Raw genomic sequence first — 16,169 nt, 5'->3', positions numbered from 1 at the left:
GCTACCGCGGGGGTGAGGCGGGCAGACCGCTCGCCCCGTGCATGCAGCCCAGCATCCACGCCTGGCTCGGCGGGAAGGGCTCCACCCCGTCGGTCTCCGCGTGCTCGCCGCACTCCGAGTCCGCGCCGATGGCGTCGGCGGGGTCGGTGACGTCCGGGACATGGCCGTCGGGGATCTCGTCGCGGCCGAAGCGGTAGCCCTGCTCGTACTGCTCCGCCGGGGCGGGTTCGTCCGAGCAGCCGGCGAGCAACAGGACGAGAGAGGCGGCGGCCAGGGCCCGTCCGGCGCCGATCCGCCGGACAGGCAGTCGTCGCCGGACGGTGCGGGTCATGCCGAGGGCGCGATCCGGCCGGTGACCTCGCCGAGTCCGACGCGTACGCCGTCGGGGCCGGGGGCCCACGCGGTCATCGTCACCTCGTCGCCGTCCTCCAGGAACGTGCGCTTGCCCTCGGGCAGTTCGAGCGCGTCGCGGCCGTTCCAGGTGAGCTCCAGCAGCGAACCGCGCTGGTGCACCTCGGGGCCGCTGACGGTGCCGGAGCCGTAGAGGTCGCCCGTGCGGAGCGAGGCGCCGTTGACCGTCATATGGGTGAGCTGCTGCGCCGCGGTCCAGTACATGGTGGAGAACGGCGGCTCGGCGACCACGTGTCCGTTGATCGCGACCGAGATGCGGAGGTCGAAACCGCCCGGCTCCTCCTCCGCCGCGTCGTCGAGATACGGGAGCAGGTCCACGTCGCGCGTGGGCGGCGCGGTCCTGGCGGCGTCGAGCGCCTCCAGCGGGGTCACCCAGGCGGAGACCGAGGTGGCGAAGGACTTGCCGAGGAACGGGCCGAGCGGCACGTACTCCCAGGCCTGGATGTCGCGCGCCGACCAGTCGTTGAGCAGGAACAGCCCGAAGACGTGCTCCCGGAAGTCCGCGAGCGCCACGGAGCTGCCGAGCTCGGAGGGGGTGCCGACGAGGAAGCCGACCTCCGCCTCGATGTCGAGCTTGACGGACGGTCCGAAGACCGGGGCCGGGTCGGACGGGGCCTTGCGCTGGCCGGACGGCCGCACGACGTCCGTGCCGGAGACGACGACGGTGCCCGCCCTGCCGTGGTAACCGATCGGCAGGTGCTTCCAGTTGGGCGTGAGCGCGTCACCGTCGGGCCGGAAGATCTTCCCGACGTTGGTGGCGTGGTGCTCGCTCGCGTAGAAGTCGACGTAGTCGGCGACCTCGTACGGCAGATGCATCGTCACCGTGTCGACGGGGTGCAGCAGAGGCTCTATGTCGGGTCGGTGCGCGGGGACGGTGACCCAGGCGGTCAGCGCGCGCCGTACGTCGCGCCAGGCGGTGCGCCCGGCGGCCAGCAGCGGATTGAGGCTCGACTGGGCGAGGACGCCCGCGTAGGGGGAGCCGAGCGCGAGGGCCGCGGCCCCGGCGTCGAGCACATGGTCACCGATACGGACGCCGAGCCTGCGGCGCTCCGGCTCGTCGGCCGTGGTGAAGACGCCGTACGGGAGGTTGTGCGGGCCGAAGGGATCGCCCTCGGCGAGATCGAGCGGGCTCTGCTCGGACATCGGTGCCTGCCTCGCTTTCCACGGTTGTGGACGACACGTTACGTGGACCTCACCACGGCGCGGCACCGTGCCTCGGCCACCCGGTCAGTCCACCGCGCGCGGGACGCGTTTCTCCCAGGTCCGGTGGAAGACGATCTCACTGCCGTGCCGGCACACCAGCTCGTCCGACGTGACGAAGTCGGAGGCGTCGCAGGTCATTTCGGAGCGGGTCTCGATCCGGACGTCCCAGCCCAGCTCGGGCCGGTGCAGCCGCAGCGTCCAGGTGGACAGGGCCCGGGCGGAGAGCGGGTCGTCCTCGTGCACCGTGTACGTCTCGTGGGCCTCCTCGGTGTACTCCAGTCCGTCCGGGTGCACATGGGTGCCGCCGCGGTGGGGCGTCGCGTCGAGCGTCCACCGTCCGTCGGACACGTCGCGGGTGAGCAGCAGGCGCGGACGCTCCTCACCGAGGGTCTGGGGCACGGCGACCGCGGGCGGCTCGGCATGCTCCGGCTCAGGGAAGTCGATCTTCTCGCCGGTCGGTTCGCGGACGGGCAGGCCGAGGCGGGAGCCCGCCGGGTCCAGGGTGAAGCCCGCCGTGTCGGCGTGCGGCCAGATCCACGGCCAGTACGCGGAGGAGACCGCGAGACGGATGCGGTGTCCGGGCGCGAAGGTGTGTGCGGCCAGGGAGAGGTCGAAGGCCACGTCCTGCACCGCGCCGTCGGCGGGCAGGTCCAGCGCGCCGCGCGTGACGAGCACGGAGGTGCCGTCCGGGGCGACGTCGCACAGCCGGGCCACGACCTGCCCGTGCGCCGGGTCCCGGTGCAGCCGCAGGGTGATCCGGGGCCTGCCGAGGACGTCGAGGGGGGCGTCGCCGACGGGGAACTCGAAGCACACCGACCTCGCATCCTCCTCCCGCTGGTCGGGCGGCAGGTCCGCGGCGTGGCCCACGGGGCAGTAGCGTCCCGCGTCGGCGCCGGTGTGCTGAGGGGAGCGCACGAGGACCGGCGCGCCGCCCAGCGCGTAGGGGACGACGGTGACGTGCGGGGACGGCACGGCCCCCTCCCCGGCCCAGTGGCCCCCGGACGGATCCGGCGACGCGAGCATGCAGCGCAGCACCGGTTCCGCCAGGACGCCCGTGTCCCTGTCCTTCAGCCACTGGTCCCACCAGCGCAGCGTCTCCTGCAGGAAACCGATCGCCTGGCCCGGGCCGGTCGGCCGGTCGGGGTACTGGCGCTGCCAGGGGCCGATCAGTCCCCGCACCCGGTCGGCGGGCAGCCGTTCGACGAGCCGCAGCACGGTGTCCCGGCCGGGGTCGTGCAGTCCGCCCACGGCGAGGACGGGGGCCCGTACCGCTGCCGTGTCGTCGCTGATGCCCGCGCTCGCCCAGAACTCGTCGCGCGTACGGTGCCCCAGCCAGGTGTGCACGGCGGGTCCGGCGGCCGCCAGCCGCTCCAGCCACATCGCGCGCCACTCCCGGCCCGCGTGGAGCGGGTCCGGCGGCCGGGCGGCGTGGGCGAGGAGGGCGGCGGACCGGGAGTGCAGCCCCTGGCCGGTGACGCAGCCGCCGAGGAAGGGGCCGTCGTTGTCGTACGGGTCGTCACTCGCGCAGACGGCAACCACCGCCCGCAGCGCCTCCGGCGCGAGTGCGGCGATCTGCAGCGCGCCGCGTCCGCTGTCGCCGATGCCGAACAGGCCGACCCTGCCGGTGCACCACGGACGGCGGGCCAGCCAGGAGATGACGGCGACACCGTCCGCGAGCTCGGTGGCGTCGCACTCGCCGCCGGGGACCCCCTCGCTGTTCCCGTGGCCGCGGGCATCCACCCGTACGGAGGCGTAGCCGTGACCGGCGTACCAGGGGTGGCGCTCGCCGTCGCGCACCGCCGTCGCGTCGGTGAGCCGGTGGGTCGCGTATTCGAGGAGTACGGGCACGGGCCCGCCGGTCACCGGCCGCCACACGCGGGCGTGGAGGGTGACACCGTCCGGCAGGGGGATGCGGATGTCCTCGTGGGCCGTCTCGTGGGGAAATACGGTACGGATACGCATGGCGGAACCTCGGTGGCGCGGCCCCGGTCCGGGGGTGGCGGGGACGATCACGGGTAGGTGTAAAAGCCCTGCATCGTGGTATTGCGGCTGATCACGAACATACCGGGGGTGGCGGGAAGGCGCTCATGGTGATCGAAAGGCGACCGGATACGCTGACTTGAGTGAATCCAGCGACACATCGACAATCCGTGTGATCGTCAGCAGACAGGAGACCCCCTCGTGACCGTCGTCGGGCCGTTCGGGCTGAGCGTGCGGGACCAGGCTCTTGAGGCCGATGTCCAGACCGGGCTGTCGGCTGTCGAGGCGGGCCTGCTCGATGCCACCAAGAGCGAGGTTCCGTTCATCACGGAAGCCGCGCAGCATCTCGTGCGGGCCGGCGGGAAGCGTTTCCGCCCGCTGCTGGTGATGCTGGCCGCGCAGTTCGGTGATCCGTACGAGCCGGGCATCGTGCCCTCGGCCGTCGTCGTCGAGCTCACCCACCTCGCGACGCTGTACCACGACGACGTGATGGACGAGGCCGACGTGCGGCGCGGCGTCGCCAGCGCCAACACCCGCTGGGGCAACTCGGTGGCGGTGCTCACCGGCGACTTCCTGTTCGCCCGGGCCTCGCACATCCTGGCCGACCTGGGCCCGGAGGCCGTACGCATTCAGGCGGAGGCGTTCGAGCGTCTGGTCACCGGCCAGATCCTGGAGACCGCGGGGCCCCGCGACGGCCGCGACCCGGTGGAGCACTACCTTGACGTGCTCGCCGGGAAGACCGGCTCGCTGGTCGCGGTGTCGTGCCGGTTCGGCGCGATGATGTCCGGCGCCGAGGAGCGCGTCGTCGACGTCCTCACCCAGTACGGCGAGCGCCTCGGCGTCGCCTTCCAGCTCGCCGACGACGTCCTCGACATCGCCTCCGACTCCCACGAGTCCGGCAAGTCGCCCGGCACCGACCTGCGCGAGGGCATCCCGACGCTGCCGGTGCTGCACCTGCGTGCCGCGGCCGAGGCGCACGGCCGCCCCGAGGACCTGGAGCTGCTCGCCCTGCTCGACGGCGACCTGAGCGACGACGCCCGGCACGCGGAGGCGCTGCGCCGGCTGCGTGAGCACCCGGCGCTGGAGCAGGCCCGCCAGGACTCCGTCCGCTACGCGGAGGAGGCCCGGTCGATGCTCACGCCGCTGCCGGACTGCTACGCGAAGGCGGCGCTGGCGGAGCTGTGCGACGCGGTGGTCCACCGCGCGGGCTGACAGGGCGGGATCCACCCCGGCCCGGCCGCGCGGGAACTTCTGCTCGTCCCTCGACCCCTACGGGTCGGGGGACTTGGTGTCGCCGGTTGTCATCCCAGAGGGGTACAGGGGATTGCGCCCGGGGGCTGACGCTTCCGTACGGTTGTTTTGGTCAGATGGAGAGCACCACCCCTGACAACCACGGAGGTAGGGCACACCATGGCACCGAACGACAGCGCACACTCCACCGACGAGGCCGGGGACCTCTCAGTGGGGCGCCGCAAGGCCACTCGCTATCTCGTCCCGCTCGCGGTGGCCGGGATCGCGGCGGGGACCATCGGGCTCGTCCCGGCGCTCGCCGCCTCCGGTGACCCCGATCTGCCGGAGACCACCGCTCAGGAACTGATCGAGAAGATCGCCGCGTCCGACACGCAGCAGCTCTCGGGCAACGTGAAGATCAGCACCGACCTCGGCCTGCCCTCGCTCGACGGACTGGCGGGCTCCCTCGCCGGTGCGGCCGGGGACGGCGAGGGTTCCTCCGCCGACCCGGAGTCCAAGCTGACGCAGCTCGCCACCGGCACGCACACACTGCGGATCGCGGCCGACGGCCCCGACCGCCAGAAGGTCTCCATCCTTCAGGACTCGGCCGAGTACAGCCTGATCCACAACGGCGACGACGTCTGGGGCTACGACAGCGCCTCGAACGAGGTCTTCCACGGCAAGGCCGAGGCAGGGCAGGAGGGGAAGCACGAAGGCCCCGCCGACGCCGGTGATCTCCCGGCCACGCCCAAGGAGTTCGCCGACGAGGTGCTCAAGGCGTCCGACAACACCACGGCCTTCTCCGTCGGCGGCACGTCGCAGGTCGCCGGCCGTGACGCGTACAAGCTCGTCGTGAAGCCGAAGCAGCAGGGTTCCACGGTCGGTTCGATCACGATCGCGGTGGACGCGAAGACCGGCACCCCGCTGAAGTTCACCCTGACCTCGAGCGGCGGCGGCAAGGCCGTCGTCGACGCGGGCTTCACGAAGGTCGACTTCTCCCGGCCCGCCGCCTCGACCTTCGACTTCACGCCCCCCAAGGGCGCGAAGGTGACGGAGGAGGACGAGATCGAACGCGGCAAGGACGCCCACGAGGGGTTCAAGGGCCACGAGGGGTTCATGGGCTCCTCCCCGGAGGACTTCGCCGGTCCGAACGTCATCGGCGAGGGCTGGACCTCGATCGCCAAGATCGAGGCTCCGGGTGGCGCGCGCCTCCCCGAGAAGGGCGAGGGCGACGTCCCGCCGGAGGCCCAGCAGTTCCTGGACTCCCTCGGCGACAAGGTCAGCGGAAAGTTCGGCGAGGGCACGGTCTTCACGACGCGCCTGGTCAACGCCCTGATGACGGACGACGGCACGGTCTACGTCGGTGCCGTCACCAAGGACGCCCTGGTGAAGGCCGCCGACGCGGACAAGTAGGGCTTCGCCCCGACCGAGCGCCCCGCCGTACGCTGCGTACGGCGGGGCGCATCCGATCGCAGACCTCGAACGGGGGACCGCAATGACAGCCGTCATCGAGACGCGCGGGCTCACCAAGCGCTACCGGGGCGGACAGCTCGCCGTCGACCGCCTCGATCTGAGCGTGCCCGCGGGCAGCGTCTTCGGCTTCCTCGGACCCAACGGCTCCGGAAAGACCACCACCATCCGGATGCTCATGGGTCTCATCGCGCCCACCGCCGGCACGGCCACGCTCCTCGGCCGTCCGGTCCCGCGCTCGCTGCACACCGTGCTCCCGCAGGTGGGCGCGCTCATCGAAGGCCCGGCGCTGTACGGCTTCCTGAGTGGGCGTGACAACCTCGTGCGCTACGACTCGGCCGACCCGGTCGCGGATCCCCGTACCCGCAAGGCGCGTGTCGCCGAGGCGCTGGACCGGGTGGGTCTCGCGCAGGCGGCGGGCAAGAAGGCCAGGGCGTACTCCCTGGGGATGAAGCAGCGGCTCGCTCTTGCCGCGGCGCTGCTGCAGCCCAGGAAGCTGCTGGTGCTGGACGAGCCGACGAACGGGCTCGACCCGCAGGGCATGCGCGAGATCCGTTCCCTGGTACGGGAGTTGGCGGCGGACGGCACGACCGTCTTCCTCTCCTCGCATCTGCTCGACGAGATCGAGCAGGTGTGTACGCACGCCGCGGTGATGGCACAGGGGCGGCTGATCACCCAAGGGCCGGTCGCCGAGCTGGCGGCGGGTGCACGAGGGCGGCTCGCGGTTCTCACCCCCGACACCGCCGACGCGGCGCGGGTGCTCAAGGAGCACGGTGCCGTGGAGGTGACCGTGGCGGGGGAGAAGGTCACGGGCGAACTGCCCGAGCCGGACAGGGAGCTGGCGGAGATCAGCGCCGCCCTGGTGGGGAACGGGGTCCGGGTGCGCGGATTCGGGATGGAGCGCGCGTCGCTGGAGGACGCGTTCGTCGCACTGACCGGGGAGGGCTTCGATGTCGCGGGCTGAGACGGCTCAGGCCGCGGTGCCGGGGGCGGGTGGCAGGCCGCTGCGGGCGTTGGGGCTCGGCCTGTTCCGTTCCGAGCTGACGCTCACCTTCCGCCGTTGGCGCACCCTCGCCCTGCTCGGCGTGCTCGCGGCCGTTCCGGTGCTGATCGGTATCGCCGTGAAGATCGAGACGAGCGACGGCGGCGCCGTCGGGGGCGGTGGCCCGGACGGTGCTGCGGGCCCGGCGTTCCTCGCGCAGATCACCAACAACGGCCTGTTCCTGGTCTTCGCGGCCATCGCCGCGACCCTTCCCGTCTTCCTGCCGATGGCCGTCGGGGTCGTGGCAGGGGACGCGGTCGCCGGCGAGGCGGCCGGCGGCACGCTGCGCTATCTGCTGGTCGCCCCCGCGGGCCGCACCCGGCTGCTGCTCGCCAAGTTCACCGCCGTGTGCGCCTTCTGCCTGGTGGCGACGGCGGTGGTGGCCGCGTCCGCGCTCGCCGTGGGCGCGCTGCTCTTCCCGCTGGGCGAGGTGACCACGATCTCCGGCACCACGATCCCGTTCGCCGAGGGGCTGTGGCGTGCGGTGCTCATCGCGGTCGTCGTCGCCGCGTCGCTGACCGGGCTCGCGGCCGTGGGCCTGTTCGTGTCGACGCTCACCGGCAGCGGTGTCGCCGCCATGGCCACGACGGTGGGGCTGTTGGTCACCGTGCAGATCCTGGGCTCGATCCCGCAGCTGGGCGGCATCCACCCGTACCTGTTCCCGCACGGCTGGATGTCGTTCTCGGACCTGATGCGCGAGCCGGTCCTGTGGGACGAGGTGCTGAAGAACCTCGGTCTGCAGGGACTGTACGTCGCGGTCTTCGGATCGGCGGCGTGGGCGCGGTTCACCACCAAGGACATCACGGCTTAGGGCCTGTCCGCGAAGAACGTCTTGGCCTCCCTCAGCGCCCGCTCGTCGCGGTGGACGTCGCCGGGACGGTTGCCGTTGCCCAGCAGTACGCCGCCGAACTCCATGCTCATGTAGGACGCGACCGTCCGCAGCGTGCCGACCAGCGGATCGGCGTCCGCGCGATCCGTCCCGGCGAGGGCGGTGACACCCCACAGGGTGCGCCCGGCCATACGGGGCCTGAAGTCCAGGCCGGGTACCCGCATCCAGCCCGACCAGTGGTCCAGATACCGCTTGACGGACGTGGACAGGGAGTACCAGTACAGCGGGGAGGCGACGACGAGATCGGTCGCCCCGAGGGTGGCGTCGAGCAGGGTGGCGGCGTGGCCCGTGGGTGCCGCGTAGCTGCCGTCGCCCTCGTGGCGCAGGTCCTCGAACTCGGGCAGAGGAAGCGCGGAGAGGTCCAGCCAGCGCTGCTCGGTGCCGGCAGGGAGCTGCTCGGCGGCCAGCCTGGCCAGTGTCTCGGTGTTGCCGCCGGTGCGGCTGCTGCCGATCAGGAAGGTGAAACTCCGGGTCATGGCGTGGTCCCCCGTAGGAAGTGACTGCATGCGTGTGCAGTATATGCACACGCATGCAGTCGATGGGGGGTGGCGGCTTCTCCGGTGGTTCGCAGTCGTCAGAAGGTGAGCTTCCAGCTGTCGATGTAGCCCGTGTCGTACCGGGCGACGTCCTGGACCCGCAGCTGCCATGCTCCGTTGGCCGTCTCTGCGGAGGCGTCCACGGTGTAGGTCGCGACGATGTTGTCGGCCGAGTCGCTGCCGCTGGAGTTCTTCAGCCGGTACGCGGTCCCGTCCGGCGCCACGAGGTCGATCACCACGTCGCCCCGCCAGGTGTGCTTGATGTCCACGCCGACCTTGAGCGCGGCGGGCGCGTTGCCCGTGCGCCCTGAGACGGTCACCGTCGAGGTGACGGCCGCCCCGGCGTCCGGGATGGTGACGTCGGCGGCGCTCTCGTAGGAGTCGCCCGGCGGAACGGTGGTGCCGGCCGAGAGGGTCCAGATCGCGTGCGCGACGGCGTCGCTGTTGCGGTCGAGTGCGGTGTCGTTGATGTTCGACGTGGTGTCGCACGACGAGTGGTAGCAGCGGTCGAAGGCCTGGCCGGCCGTGCCGCCCCACTTCTGCGCCTGGGCACTGGACTTGGTGCGGCTCGCGCCGGTGAACAGGCCGCCGACGGGTATGCCCACGTTCTTGAACGACGCGTGGTCGGAGCGGCCGTCGCCCTCGGTCTCGATCTCGGTGGCGACGCCGAGGGAGGCGAAGTAGTCCTTGAAGGTCTGCTCGATCGTCGGGTCGTCGTCGTAGACGAAGTAGCCCGGGTTGGGGGAGCCGATCATGTCGAAGTTCAGATAGCCCGAGATCTTCGAACGCTCGGTGGCCGGCAGGTTGTTGACGTAGTACTTCGAGCCGACCAGGCCGAGCTCCTCCGCGCCCCACCAGCCGAACCGCAGATGCTTGGTGGGCTGGAGCTGGGCGCGGGACACGGCGAGCGCGGTCTCCAGCACGGCGGCGGATCCCGAGCCGTTGTCGTTCATGCCCGCTCCGGAGCTGACCGAGTCGAGATGGGCGCCGGCCATGACGGTCTGGTTGACGTCGCCGCCCGGCCAGTCGGCGATCAGGTTGTAGCCGGTCGCGCCGCTGGAGGTGAACTGCTGGATCGACGTGGTGAATCCGGCCGCGTCGAGCTTGGCCTTCACGTAGTCGAGGGAGGCCTTGTAGCCCGCCCGGCCGTGCGCCCGGTTGCCGCCGTTGGCGGTGGCGATCGACTGGAGCTGCGTGAGATGCGCCTTGACGTTGGCGAGCGGTATGTCGGGGGCGGCGAGAGTGGAGACGGGCGCCGTGGGCGCCGCGGTCGCCGCCGGTGCGCCGGCCGCGAGCAGCCCGGCGAGGGCGAGGGCGGTGGCCGCGAGGGTACGTCTGGGCACGGAGACGTTCATGTGGGGGCTCCGGATTCCGTACGGGGACAGGACGGAACGTGCGTGACGCCCCGGACCGGCGGGGTACGGGGCGCTGGAGCTTGACGTGCGCGGTGCGTGCTGAATGGTCAGCGAGAGGTTGACGTACCGTCAAGGGCGGAAATCGGTCACGGTCGTTCGTATTGCGGACGGTCGAACGCGACCTGCGCCCGGGCAGGGTCTAGTGCACGCAGAACTCGTTGCCCTCCGGGTCCGCCATGACCGTCCACTCGCCGCCGGGCTCCTTCACCTGCCGCAGCACCGTCGCCCCCAGCCCCCGCAGGCGGGCGGTCTCCGCGTCCCTCGTGCCCGGCTCGGTGTGCAGGTCCACGTGCAGCCGGTTCTTTCCGCTCTTCTTCTCGGGCACCCGCTGGAACAGGATGCGGCGGCCCAGGCCGGTGCCGCTGTGCTCGTCGTACGGGTCGTCCGGATGGCGGACGGCGACCAGATCGCGCCAGGCGCGGCGGCCGTGCGATTCCACCGTCGCCTCCTCGGGCGCGGCTCCGGCCGCGAGGACCTGCTCGATCAGCCGACTGTTGTCCTCGACCGCGTACCCCAGGGCCTCGGCCCAGAAGTCGGCCTGGGCGTGCGGGTCGGCGGAGTCGATCACAAGCTTCCAGTGCAGCGGATTCATGGAAACCAGTTATAGTGGTTACGCCAGGGAGGTGGCCATGGACGCGCCGGGAATGCTGCTGGAACCGCCGTCCGGGGGCTCGTTCCGCTTCGACCCGGGCGCGCTGTGCCTGGAACTGCTGACCACCGGCGGCCCCGGAAGGCTTGCCGCGTTCGAGGTGCTGCACGATCCGGACGCGCTCTTGCGGTGGGTGGCGGACAGTCGGCTTCCGGCGGGCCTGCATCTGAGCGTGGACGACGCGGAGGTGACGGCCGCGCGGGCCCTTCGGGATGCCGTGTGGGGCCTGGCCGTTGCCCAGGTGCACGGTGACGACGCGGCCCCGGCGGATGTGTCCGTGGTCAACGCGGCAGCCGCGGGGCCGGCTCTGGCGCCCCGCATCGGTGTGGACGGATCGCGGGAGTGGGCGCCCGGCGCGACAGTGGCGCAGATGCTCTCGACAGTGGCCCGGGACGCCGTGGAGCTCTTGACCGGCCCTCACGCGCACCGGGTGCGCGAATGCGGATCGCACGACTGCCGACTGCTCTTCGTCGACACCTCACGTCCCGGCCGCCGCCGGTGGTGCGCGATGGAGCGATGCGGCAACCGCAGCAAGGTGCGGGCGCACCGCGCTCGCCACTCGGACTGACCCCGCGAGCCTCAGTCGGCCCGGGCGAGCTCCGCCTCGGCCCGCGCGTCGTAATCGGCGCGTGCGGCCGCGATCTCGTTCTGATGCTCCTCGGTCCAAGTGACCAGCGAGCGGATGGTGGTGTGCAGGGTGCCGCCGAGCGGAGTGAGCGCGTACTCCACCCGCGGCGGCACCACGGGGTGCACCGTCCGCGTGACCAGCCCGTCGCGCTCCAGCTGGCGCAGGGTCACGGTGAGCATCCGCTGGCTGATGCCGTCGATCTCCCGGCGCAGCTCGGTGAACCGGAGCACGCGCCGGTCCAGCAGCGCGATGACCAGCAGCGACCACTTGTCCGCCACCCGGTCGAGGATCTGGCGGACCTCGCAGTCCTCCCGTGTGTCCCACTGGAACGGGTCCGTATCGCCCGCGTCCGCGTAGTCGGTGACCCGGCAGTTACTCGGTGACTTCGAAGTGCCTTCTTCCATGTCTCCTCATGCTGCCGGAGGATCGAGGCGGTTACAAGAGGGAACCGGCCATCGATCCGGTAACCCACTTCCCTTGCGTATGTGCCCACCCGTGCGTACGCCCTCCTCCTACGGAGCTGCTGTGTCCGCCGATCCGTACCCCCGCATGTCCGCACGCGCCTGGGCCCTGCTCCTGGTGCTCTGCGGAACGATCTTCCTCGAGGGCATCGATGTCGCCATGCTCGCCGTCGCGGTGCCGGCCGTCCGTGCCGACCTCGGGCTGTCCACCGGTTCCGCGGCCTGGGTGATGAGTGCCTACGTCCTCGGCTACGCCGGGTTCACCCTGCTCGGCGGACGTGCCGCCGACCTGCTGGGCCGCCGGCGCATGTTCCTGACCTGGCTCACCGTCTTCCTCCTCTTCTCCGGGCTCGGCGGATTCGCCACCGAAGGCTGGATGCTGATCGTGGCCCGCTTCGTCACCGGTGTGGCGGCGGCCTTCATGACACCGGCCGCGATGTCGATCATCACCACTTCCTACGCGGAAGGGCCGCAGCGCAACAAGGCGCTCCTCGTCTTCGCGGGCACGGCGGCGGGCGGCTTCTCGCTCGGCCTCGTCATCGGCGGTCTGCTGACCCAGTTCGGCTGGCGCTGGGTCTTCTTCGCCCCCGTGCTGCTCTCCGCCGCCATCCTGACCGCCGCGCTCAAGCTGGTGCCCGCCGGTGCGCCGCCACTGCGCAAGGGCGGCTTCGACCTGGCGGGCGCGGCGACTGCCGCAGGCGCGATGCTCCTGCTCGCCTACGGGGTCGTGCGCCTGGAACACGGGCTCGCGGGCTGGGGTGCGACCGCCGCCGCCGTGGCCGGCGGGCTGGTGCTGGTCGCCGTCTTCGTCGCCGTCGAACGCCGCTCGGCCGCGCCCCTCGTCCGGCTCGGCATCCTGCGCCGGGCCGCCATGGTCCGTGCCGACCTCGGTGCGCTGCTGTTCGTCGGCTCGTTCTTCGGCTTCCAGTTCGTCGTCACGCTCTACCTCCAGGAACTGCGCGGCTGGTCCTCGATGGAGACGGCGCTCGCCCTGCTGATCATGGGCAGCGACGCGGTGCTCGCCCCGACGCTCACTCCGCGCCTGGTGAACCGGTTCGGCAACGCCCGGGTGATCCTCGGCGGCTTCCTGCTCGGCGTGCTCTCCTACGCCCTGTTCCTGCCGGTCGCACCGGACTGGACGTACGCCGCGATGCTCCCGACGCTCGCACTCACCGGCGTCGCGTTCGCCCTGGCGTACGGCCCGCTCACCATCGCGGCGACCGACGGGGTGCCCCCGGCCGAACAGGGCCTCGCGGGCGGACTGCTGCACACCTCGACGCAGTTCGGCTCCGCGCTCGGCATCTCCGCGGTGACCGCGGTGTACGGCATCGCGTCCACCGGCTCCGGGCCGGCCGCGACGCTCGACGCCTATCGGGCGGCGCTCGTGGTGCCGCTGGTGATGGTGGCGCTCGGCGCGCTGATCACGGCGACGGGGCTGCGCCCGGCGCGCGGGTCCAGCACGGCGCCCGCGGGCGCGGCCACGACGGCGGAGCGGTCCGTCGCGGCGGCGCGCCAGAGCTGAAGCGCAAGGGCTCGTCCGTTCCGACGGGCAGGGTGGTTTGCGACGGACGTCACGTCTGGGGGCACCTGTTCCCGGCTTAACGTGGGGGAATGGACGCTCTGCCCCACAGCGGGCCGCCCGGCTGCCCGCTGGTCGGTGTGGCCGCCACGTACATGCCCCGGCTCTCGGAGTTCTCCTTCGAGCCGGGGCTTGTCGCGGCGGTCGACCAGCACGCGGCGGCCGTGCGGGATGCGCTTCTGCCGTCCGTGCCCGGCCCTCGCAGGTCTCCGGAGTCGGCGGGCCCGGAGACGCCCGACGCGCCGCTGCGCGAGGATCTCGCGGACTACGTCCTGGGGTTCACCGACTGGCTGTCGGAGATCGACTGGTCCGAGCCCGTCGGCTACGACTTCGCGACACTGCGGCTGACCGCGGTCTGCTGGCTGATCCGCGAGCACGACCTGCTCGGCCGCTGACGTCGGGCGCAGCCGCGCGAGCCGCTGACCTCGGGCGCAGCCGCTCGAGGGGCGGGCCCGGAGCGCACGCAGGACAGGCGGGTGATCACGGCAGGTCCTGTGTTCGTGCTCCGGGCCCGCCGGTGCGTCACATCGGGTCGCGGCCGTTCCCCAGCGGCGGGCCCTCGTCCATGTCCCGTCCGCGGCCCATGTCCTGCCTGCCGTCCCTACCGCCCCGCCGGCCCTTCTGGCGTTCGGTCGCGGGCTGTCCGGCGGCTGCGTCGGCGCGGCCGCGCTGGTAGGCGGAGAGAGTGTCCTTGGCGCGGCCCGACTCGGCCTCGGCCGTCGCGAGCCAGCGCTCCCAGCGTTCCCGCATCGGGCCGATGAGGCCGCCGCCGACACCGACGATCAGGACGCCCGCCACCGTGGCGAGCACCGCCCAGAGCACCGGACCGGTGACGGAGGTCGCGATCTGCACCTGGCCGAGCGCGGCGATCACGCCGAGTCCCACGATGAAGGCCCAGACGATCGTCCCGAGAGTGCGGCCGTAGGAGGTCTCGGACAGGGCGCTCTGGACGATGTCGCGGACGGCGCGGGCGATCGCCATGGCCACGACGACGATGATGCAGGCGACGATCGCCTTCGGGATCCAGGAGACGATCCCGTTGATCATGGTGCTGACCGGGTTGGGCCCGAAGACCCCGAAGCCCAGTTGCAGGGCGATCAGCATGATCGCGTAGTAGAGGATCTTGCAGAGGATGCCGGTGGCGTCGTACTTCGAGCCCCGGAGGCTGTTCGCGATGCCGCTGCGCTCGGCCATCCGCTCGAAGCCGACCTTGCGCAGCAGCCGGTCGGCGACCTTGGCGATCGCCTTGGCGATGAACCAGCCGATGACCAGGATCGCCAGGAAGGCGATGAACTTCGGGATGAACTCCGCCACGGCGGACCAAGCGTCGGTGAGGCCTTGACCGAAGTCGACCGACAGTGCGAGGGGTTGAGACATGACGCACTCGCTCCGCTCTCTGGGTCACCGCGGTCCGTCCGACCGGGGCCTGGACTTCGGTGGTAGCACCCGTCGTCGGGGGCGGCCTGCGCCCGGAGGCGGTACTGCGCCGTTCGAGTGGAGATGGGGCCCTGGTGGGCGTGTCGGTCACCGGATGCGGCCCGGACCGTGGGAAGCCGGGCCGGCGTCGGGTGGCCGCGGGACGTCAGACCGTCGGCTCCGTCTCCCGCTCGGCGCGTGCGGCGCCCACTGCGGGCTCCTCCTCATCGGCCGACGCGGCCGCGGGTGCGGTCACCGTGCCGGCGACGGCACCGGCCTGCGCGACCGTGACCGGCTCCGCGCCCGAGGCCGCCGCCTGGACCGCCAGCCGCAGGGCCTCCGCCTTGTTGCGGCGGGCCGTGCGCAGCGCATCCCAGGTGAGGCACGACAGGGCCAACCACACCAGCGCGAAACCGGACCAGCGCTCCGCGGGCATCGCCTCGTGGAAGTAGAGGATGCCGAGCAGGAACTGGAAGACCGGGGCCAGGTACTGCAGCAGGCCCAGCGTGGACAGCGGCACCCGGATCGCGGCGGCGCCGAAGCAGACCAGCGGCGCGGCCGTCACCACGCCCGTCGCGGCGAGCAGCAGCGCATGGCCGGTGCCGTGGAACCCGAAGGTGGCCGAGCCGTTCGCGCCGAGCCACACCAGGAAGGCGAGCGCGGGCAGGAACTGGATCGCCGTCTCGGCCGCCAGGGACTCCAGGCCGCCGATGTTGACCTTCTTCTTCACCAGGCCGTACGTGGCGAAGGAGAACGCCAGCGTCAGGGAGATCCACGGCGGCTGCCCGTAGCCGATGGCCAGGACGAGCACGGCGGCGAAACCGATGCCGACTGCCGCCCACTGGGCCGGACGCAGCCGTTCCTTCAGGAGCAGGACGCCCATGGCGATGGTGACCAGCGGGTTGATGAAGTACCCGAGTGAGGCCTCGACGACATGGCCCGTGTTGACGGCCCAGATGTAGACGCCCCAGTTGACCGTGATCACCGTGGCGGCGACGGCTATCAGCGCCAGCTTCCGCGGCTGCCGGGCCAGCTCGCGCACCCAGCTCCACTGCTTCAGGAAGAGCAGCGCGACCGCGACGAAGGCCAGCGACCAGACCATCCGGTGGGCGAGGATCTCCAGGGCTCCGGCCGGCTTGAGCAGCGGCCAGAAGAGGGGGACCAGTCCCCACATGCCGTAGGCGCCGATCCCGTACAGCAGTCCCGCGCGCTGCTCGTTCTGCGACTTCACTGACCCTCCTGCCCAGCGTCCATTCCTCG

The 16,169-nt window shown here is 71.8% G+C and carries 16 protein-coding genes; 7 read left to right on the top strand and 9 right to left on the bottom strand.

Annotation, left to right across the window (positions count from 1 at the left end; all coding sequences use genetic code 11):
• Position 1: 1 nt before the first annotated feature.
• The 3 genes from AC067Z_RS11740 to AC067Z_RS11730 form a co-directional block, all read right to left on the bottom strand.
• A complete protein-coding gene (locus AC067Z_RS11740) occupies positions 2-331 on the bottom strand; it encodes a hypothetical protein (RefSeq protein ID WP_478789299.1) in 330 nt (109 codons plus the stop codon).
• Positions 328-1,554, bottom strand: coding sequence for a fumarylacetoacetase (gene fahA, locus AC067Z_RS11735; protein WP_478789298.1), 1,227 nt, complete (start codon positions 1,552-1,554; stop codon positions 328-330). Before fahA ends, AC067Z_RS11740 begins: the two co-directional genes overlap by 4 nt.
• Positions 1,555-1,638: 84 nt before the next feature.
• Positions 1,639-3,576, bottom strand: a complete 1,938-nt coding sequence (locus tag AC067Z_RS11730) for a CocE/NonD family hydrolase (RefSeq protein ID WP_478789297.1) — start codon at positions 3,574-3,576, stop codon at positions 1,639-1,641.
• 219 nt (positions 3,577-3,795) lie between these two features.
• Between AC067Z_RS11730 and AC067Z_RS11725 the strand changes: the two genes are divergently transcribed.
• The 4 genes from AC067Z_RS11725 to AC067Z_RS11710 all read left to right on the top strand — a co-directional run bounded on the left by AC067Z_RS11725 (position 3,796) and on the right by AC067Z_RS11710 (position 8,147).
• Positions 3,796-4,806: a polyprenyl synthetase family protein gene (locus AC067Z_RS11725; protein WP_478789296.1), complete on the top strand. Its 1,011-nt coding sequence runs from the start codon at positions 3,796-3,798 to the stop codon at positions 4,804-4,806.
• Between the two features lie 198 nt (positions 4,807-5,004).
• Positions 5,005-6,237: a LolA family protein gene (locus AC067Z_RS11720; RefSeq protein WP_478789295.1), complete on the top strand. Its 1,233-nt coding sequence runs from the start codon at positions 5,005-5,007 to the stop codon at positions 6,235-6,237.
• Between the two features lie 82 nt (positions 6,238-6,319).
• Complete coding sequence (locus tag AC067Z_RS11715; RefSeq protein WP_478789294.1) at positions 6,320-7,258, top strand: ABC transporter ATP-binding protein; 939 nt, start codon at positions 6,320-6,322, stop codon at positions 7,256-7,258.
• Positions 7,245-8,147: an ABC transporter permease gene (locus tag AC067Z_RS11710; protein WP_478789293.1), complete on the top strand. Its 903-nt coding sequence runs from the start codon at positions 7,245-7,247 to the stop codon at positions 8,145-8,147. Before AC067Z_RS11715 ends, AC067Z_RS11710 begins: the two co-directional genes overlap by 14 nt.
• Here the strand turns inward: AC067Z_RS11710 and AC067Z_RS11705 are convergent.
• The 3 genes from AC067Z_RS11705 to AC067Z_RS11695 form a co-directional block, all read right to left on the bottom strand.
• Positions 8,144-8,701, bottom strand: a complete 558-nt coding sequence (locus AC067Z_RS11705; protein ID WP_478789421.1) for a flavodoxin family protein — start codon at positions 8,699-8,701, stop codon at positions 8,144-8,146. The two genes, AC067Z_RS11710 and AC067Z_RS11705, sit on opposite strands and share 4 nt — an antisense overlap.
• A 98-nt stretch (positions 8,702-8,799) precedes the next feature.
• Positions 8,800-10,116: a M28 family metallopeptidase gene (locus AC067Z_RS11700; RefSeq protein WP_478789292.1), complete on the bottom strand. Its 1,317-nt coding sequence runs from the start codon at positions 10,114-10,116 to the stop codon at positions 8,800-8,802.
• A gap of 199 nt (positions 10,117-10,315) precedes the next feature.
• Positions 10,316-10,768, bottom strand: coding sequence for a VOC family protein (locus AC067Z_RS11695; RefSeq protein ID WP_478789291.1), 453 nt, complete (start codon positions 10,766-10,768; stop codon positions 10,316-10,318).
• Positions 10,769-10,805: 37 nt separating this feature from the next.
• On the opposite strand from AC067Z_RS11695, the gene AC067Z_RS11690 reads away from it, so the two are divergent.
• Entirely contained in the window at positions 10,806-11,393 is a 588-nt protein-coding gene (locus tag AC067Z_RS11690; RefSeq protein WP_478789290.1) for a CGNR zinc finger domain-containing protein, read from the top strand.
• Positions 11,394-11,404: 11 nt separating this feature from the next.
• On the opposite strand, the gene AC067Z_RS11685 is transcribed toward AC067Z_RS11690, so the two are convergent.
• Entirely contained in the window at positions 11,405-11,857 is a 453-nt protein-coding gene (locus AC067Z_RS11685) for a winged helix-turn-helix transcriptional regulator (protein ID WP_478789289.1), read from the bottom strand.
• Between the two features lie 145 nt (positions 11,858-12,002).
• Between AC067Z_RS11685 and AC067Z_RS11680 the strand changes: the two genes are divergently transcribed.
• Positions 12,003-13,436: an MFS transporter gene (locus tag AC067Z_RS11680; RefSeq protein WP_478789420.1), complete on the top strand. Its 1,434-nt coding sequence runs from the start codon at positions 12,003-12,005 to the stop codon at positions 13,434-13,436.
• Positions 13,437-13,525: 89 nt separating this feature from the next.
• Positions 13,526-13,888 carry a DUF6401 family natural product biosynthesis protein gene (locus AC067Z_RS11675; protein WP_478789288.1) on the top strand — a complete coding sequence of 121 codons (363 nt, stop codon included), beginning with the start codon at positions 13,526-13,528 and terminating at the stop codon, positions 13,886-13,888.
• A gap of 127 nt (positions 13,889-14,015) precedes the next feature.
• On the opposite strand, the gene AC067Z_RS11670 is transcribed toward AC067Z_RS11675, so the two are convergent.
• Complete coding sequence (locus AC067Z_RS11670; RefSeq protein ID WP_478789287.1) at positions 14,016-14,870, bottom strand: mechanosensitive ion channel family protein; 855 nt, start codon at positions 14,868-14,870, stop codon at positions 14,016-14,018.
• Between the two features lie 205 nt (positions 14,871-15,075).
• Complete coding sequence (gene rarD / locus AC067Z_RS11665; protein ID WP_478789286.1) at positions 15,076-16,140, bottom strand: EamA family transporter RarD; 1,065 nt, start codon at positions 16,138-16,140, stop codon at positions 15,076-15,078.
• Positions 16,141-16,169 lie beyond the last annotated feature (29 nt).

This window comes from Streptomyces sp. NPDC043812 (genome assembly GCF_056436245.1).
This window is presented reverse-complemented; position numbering and strand designations above follow the sequence as displayed.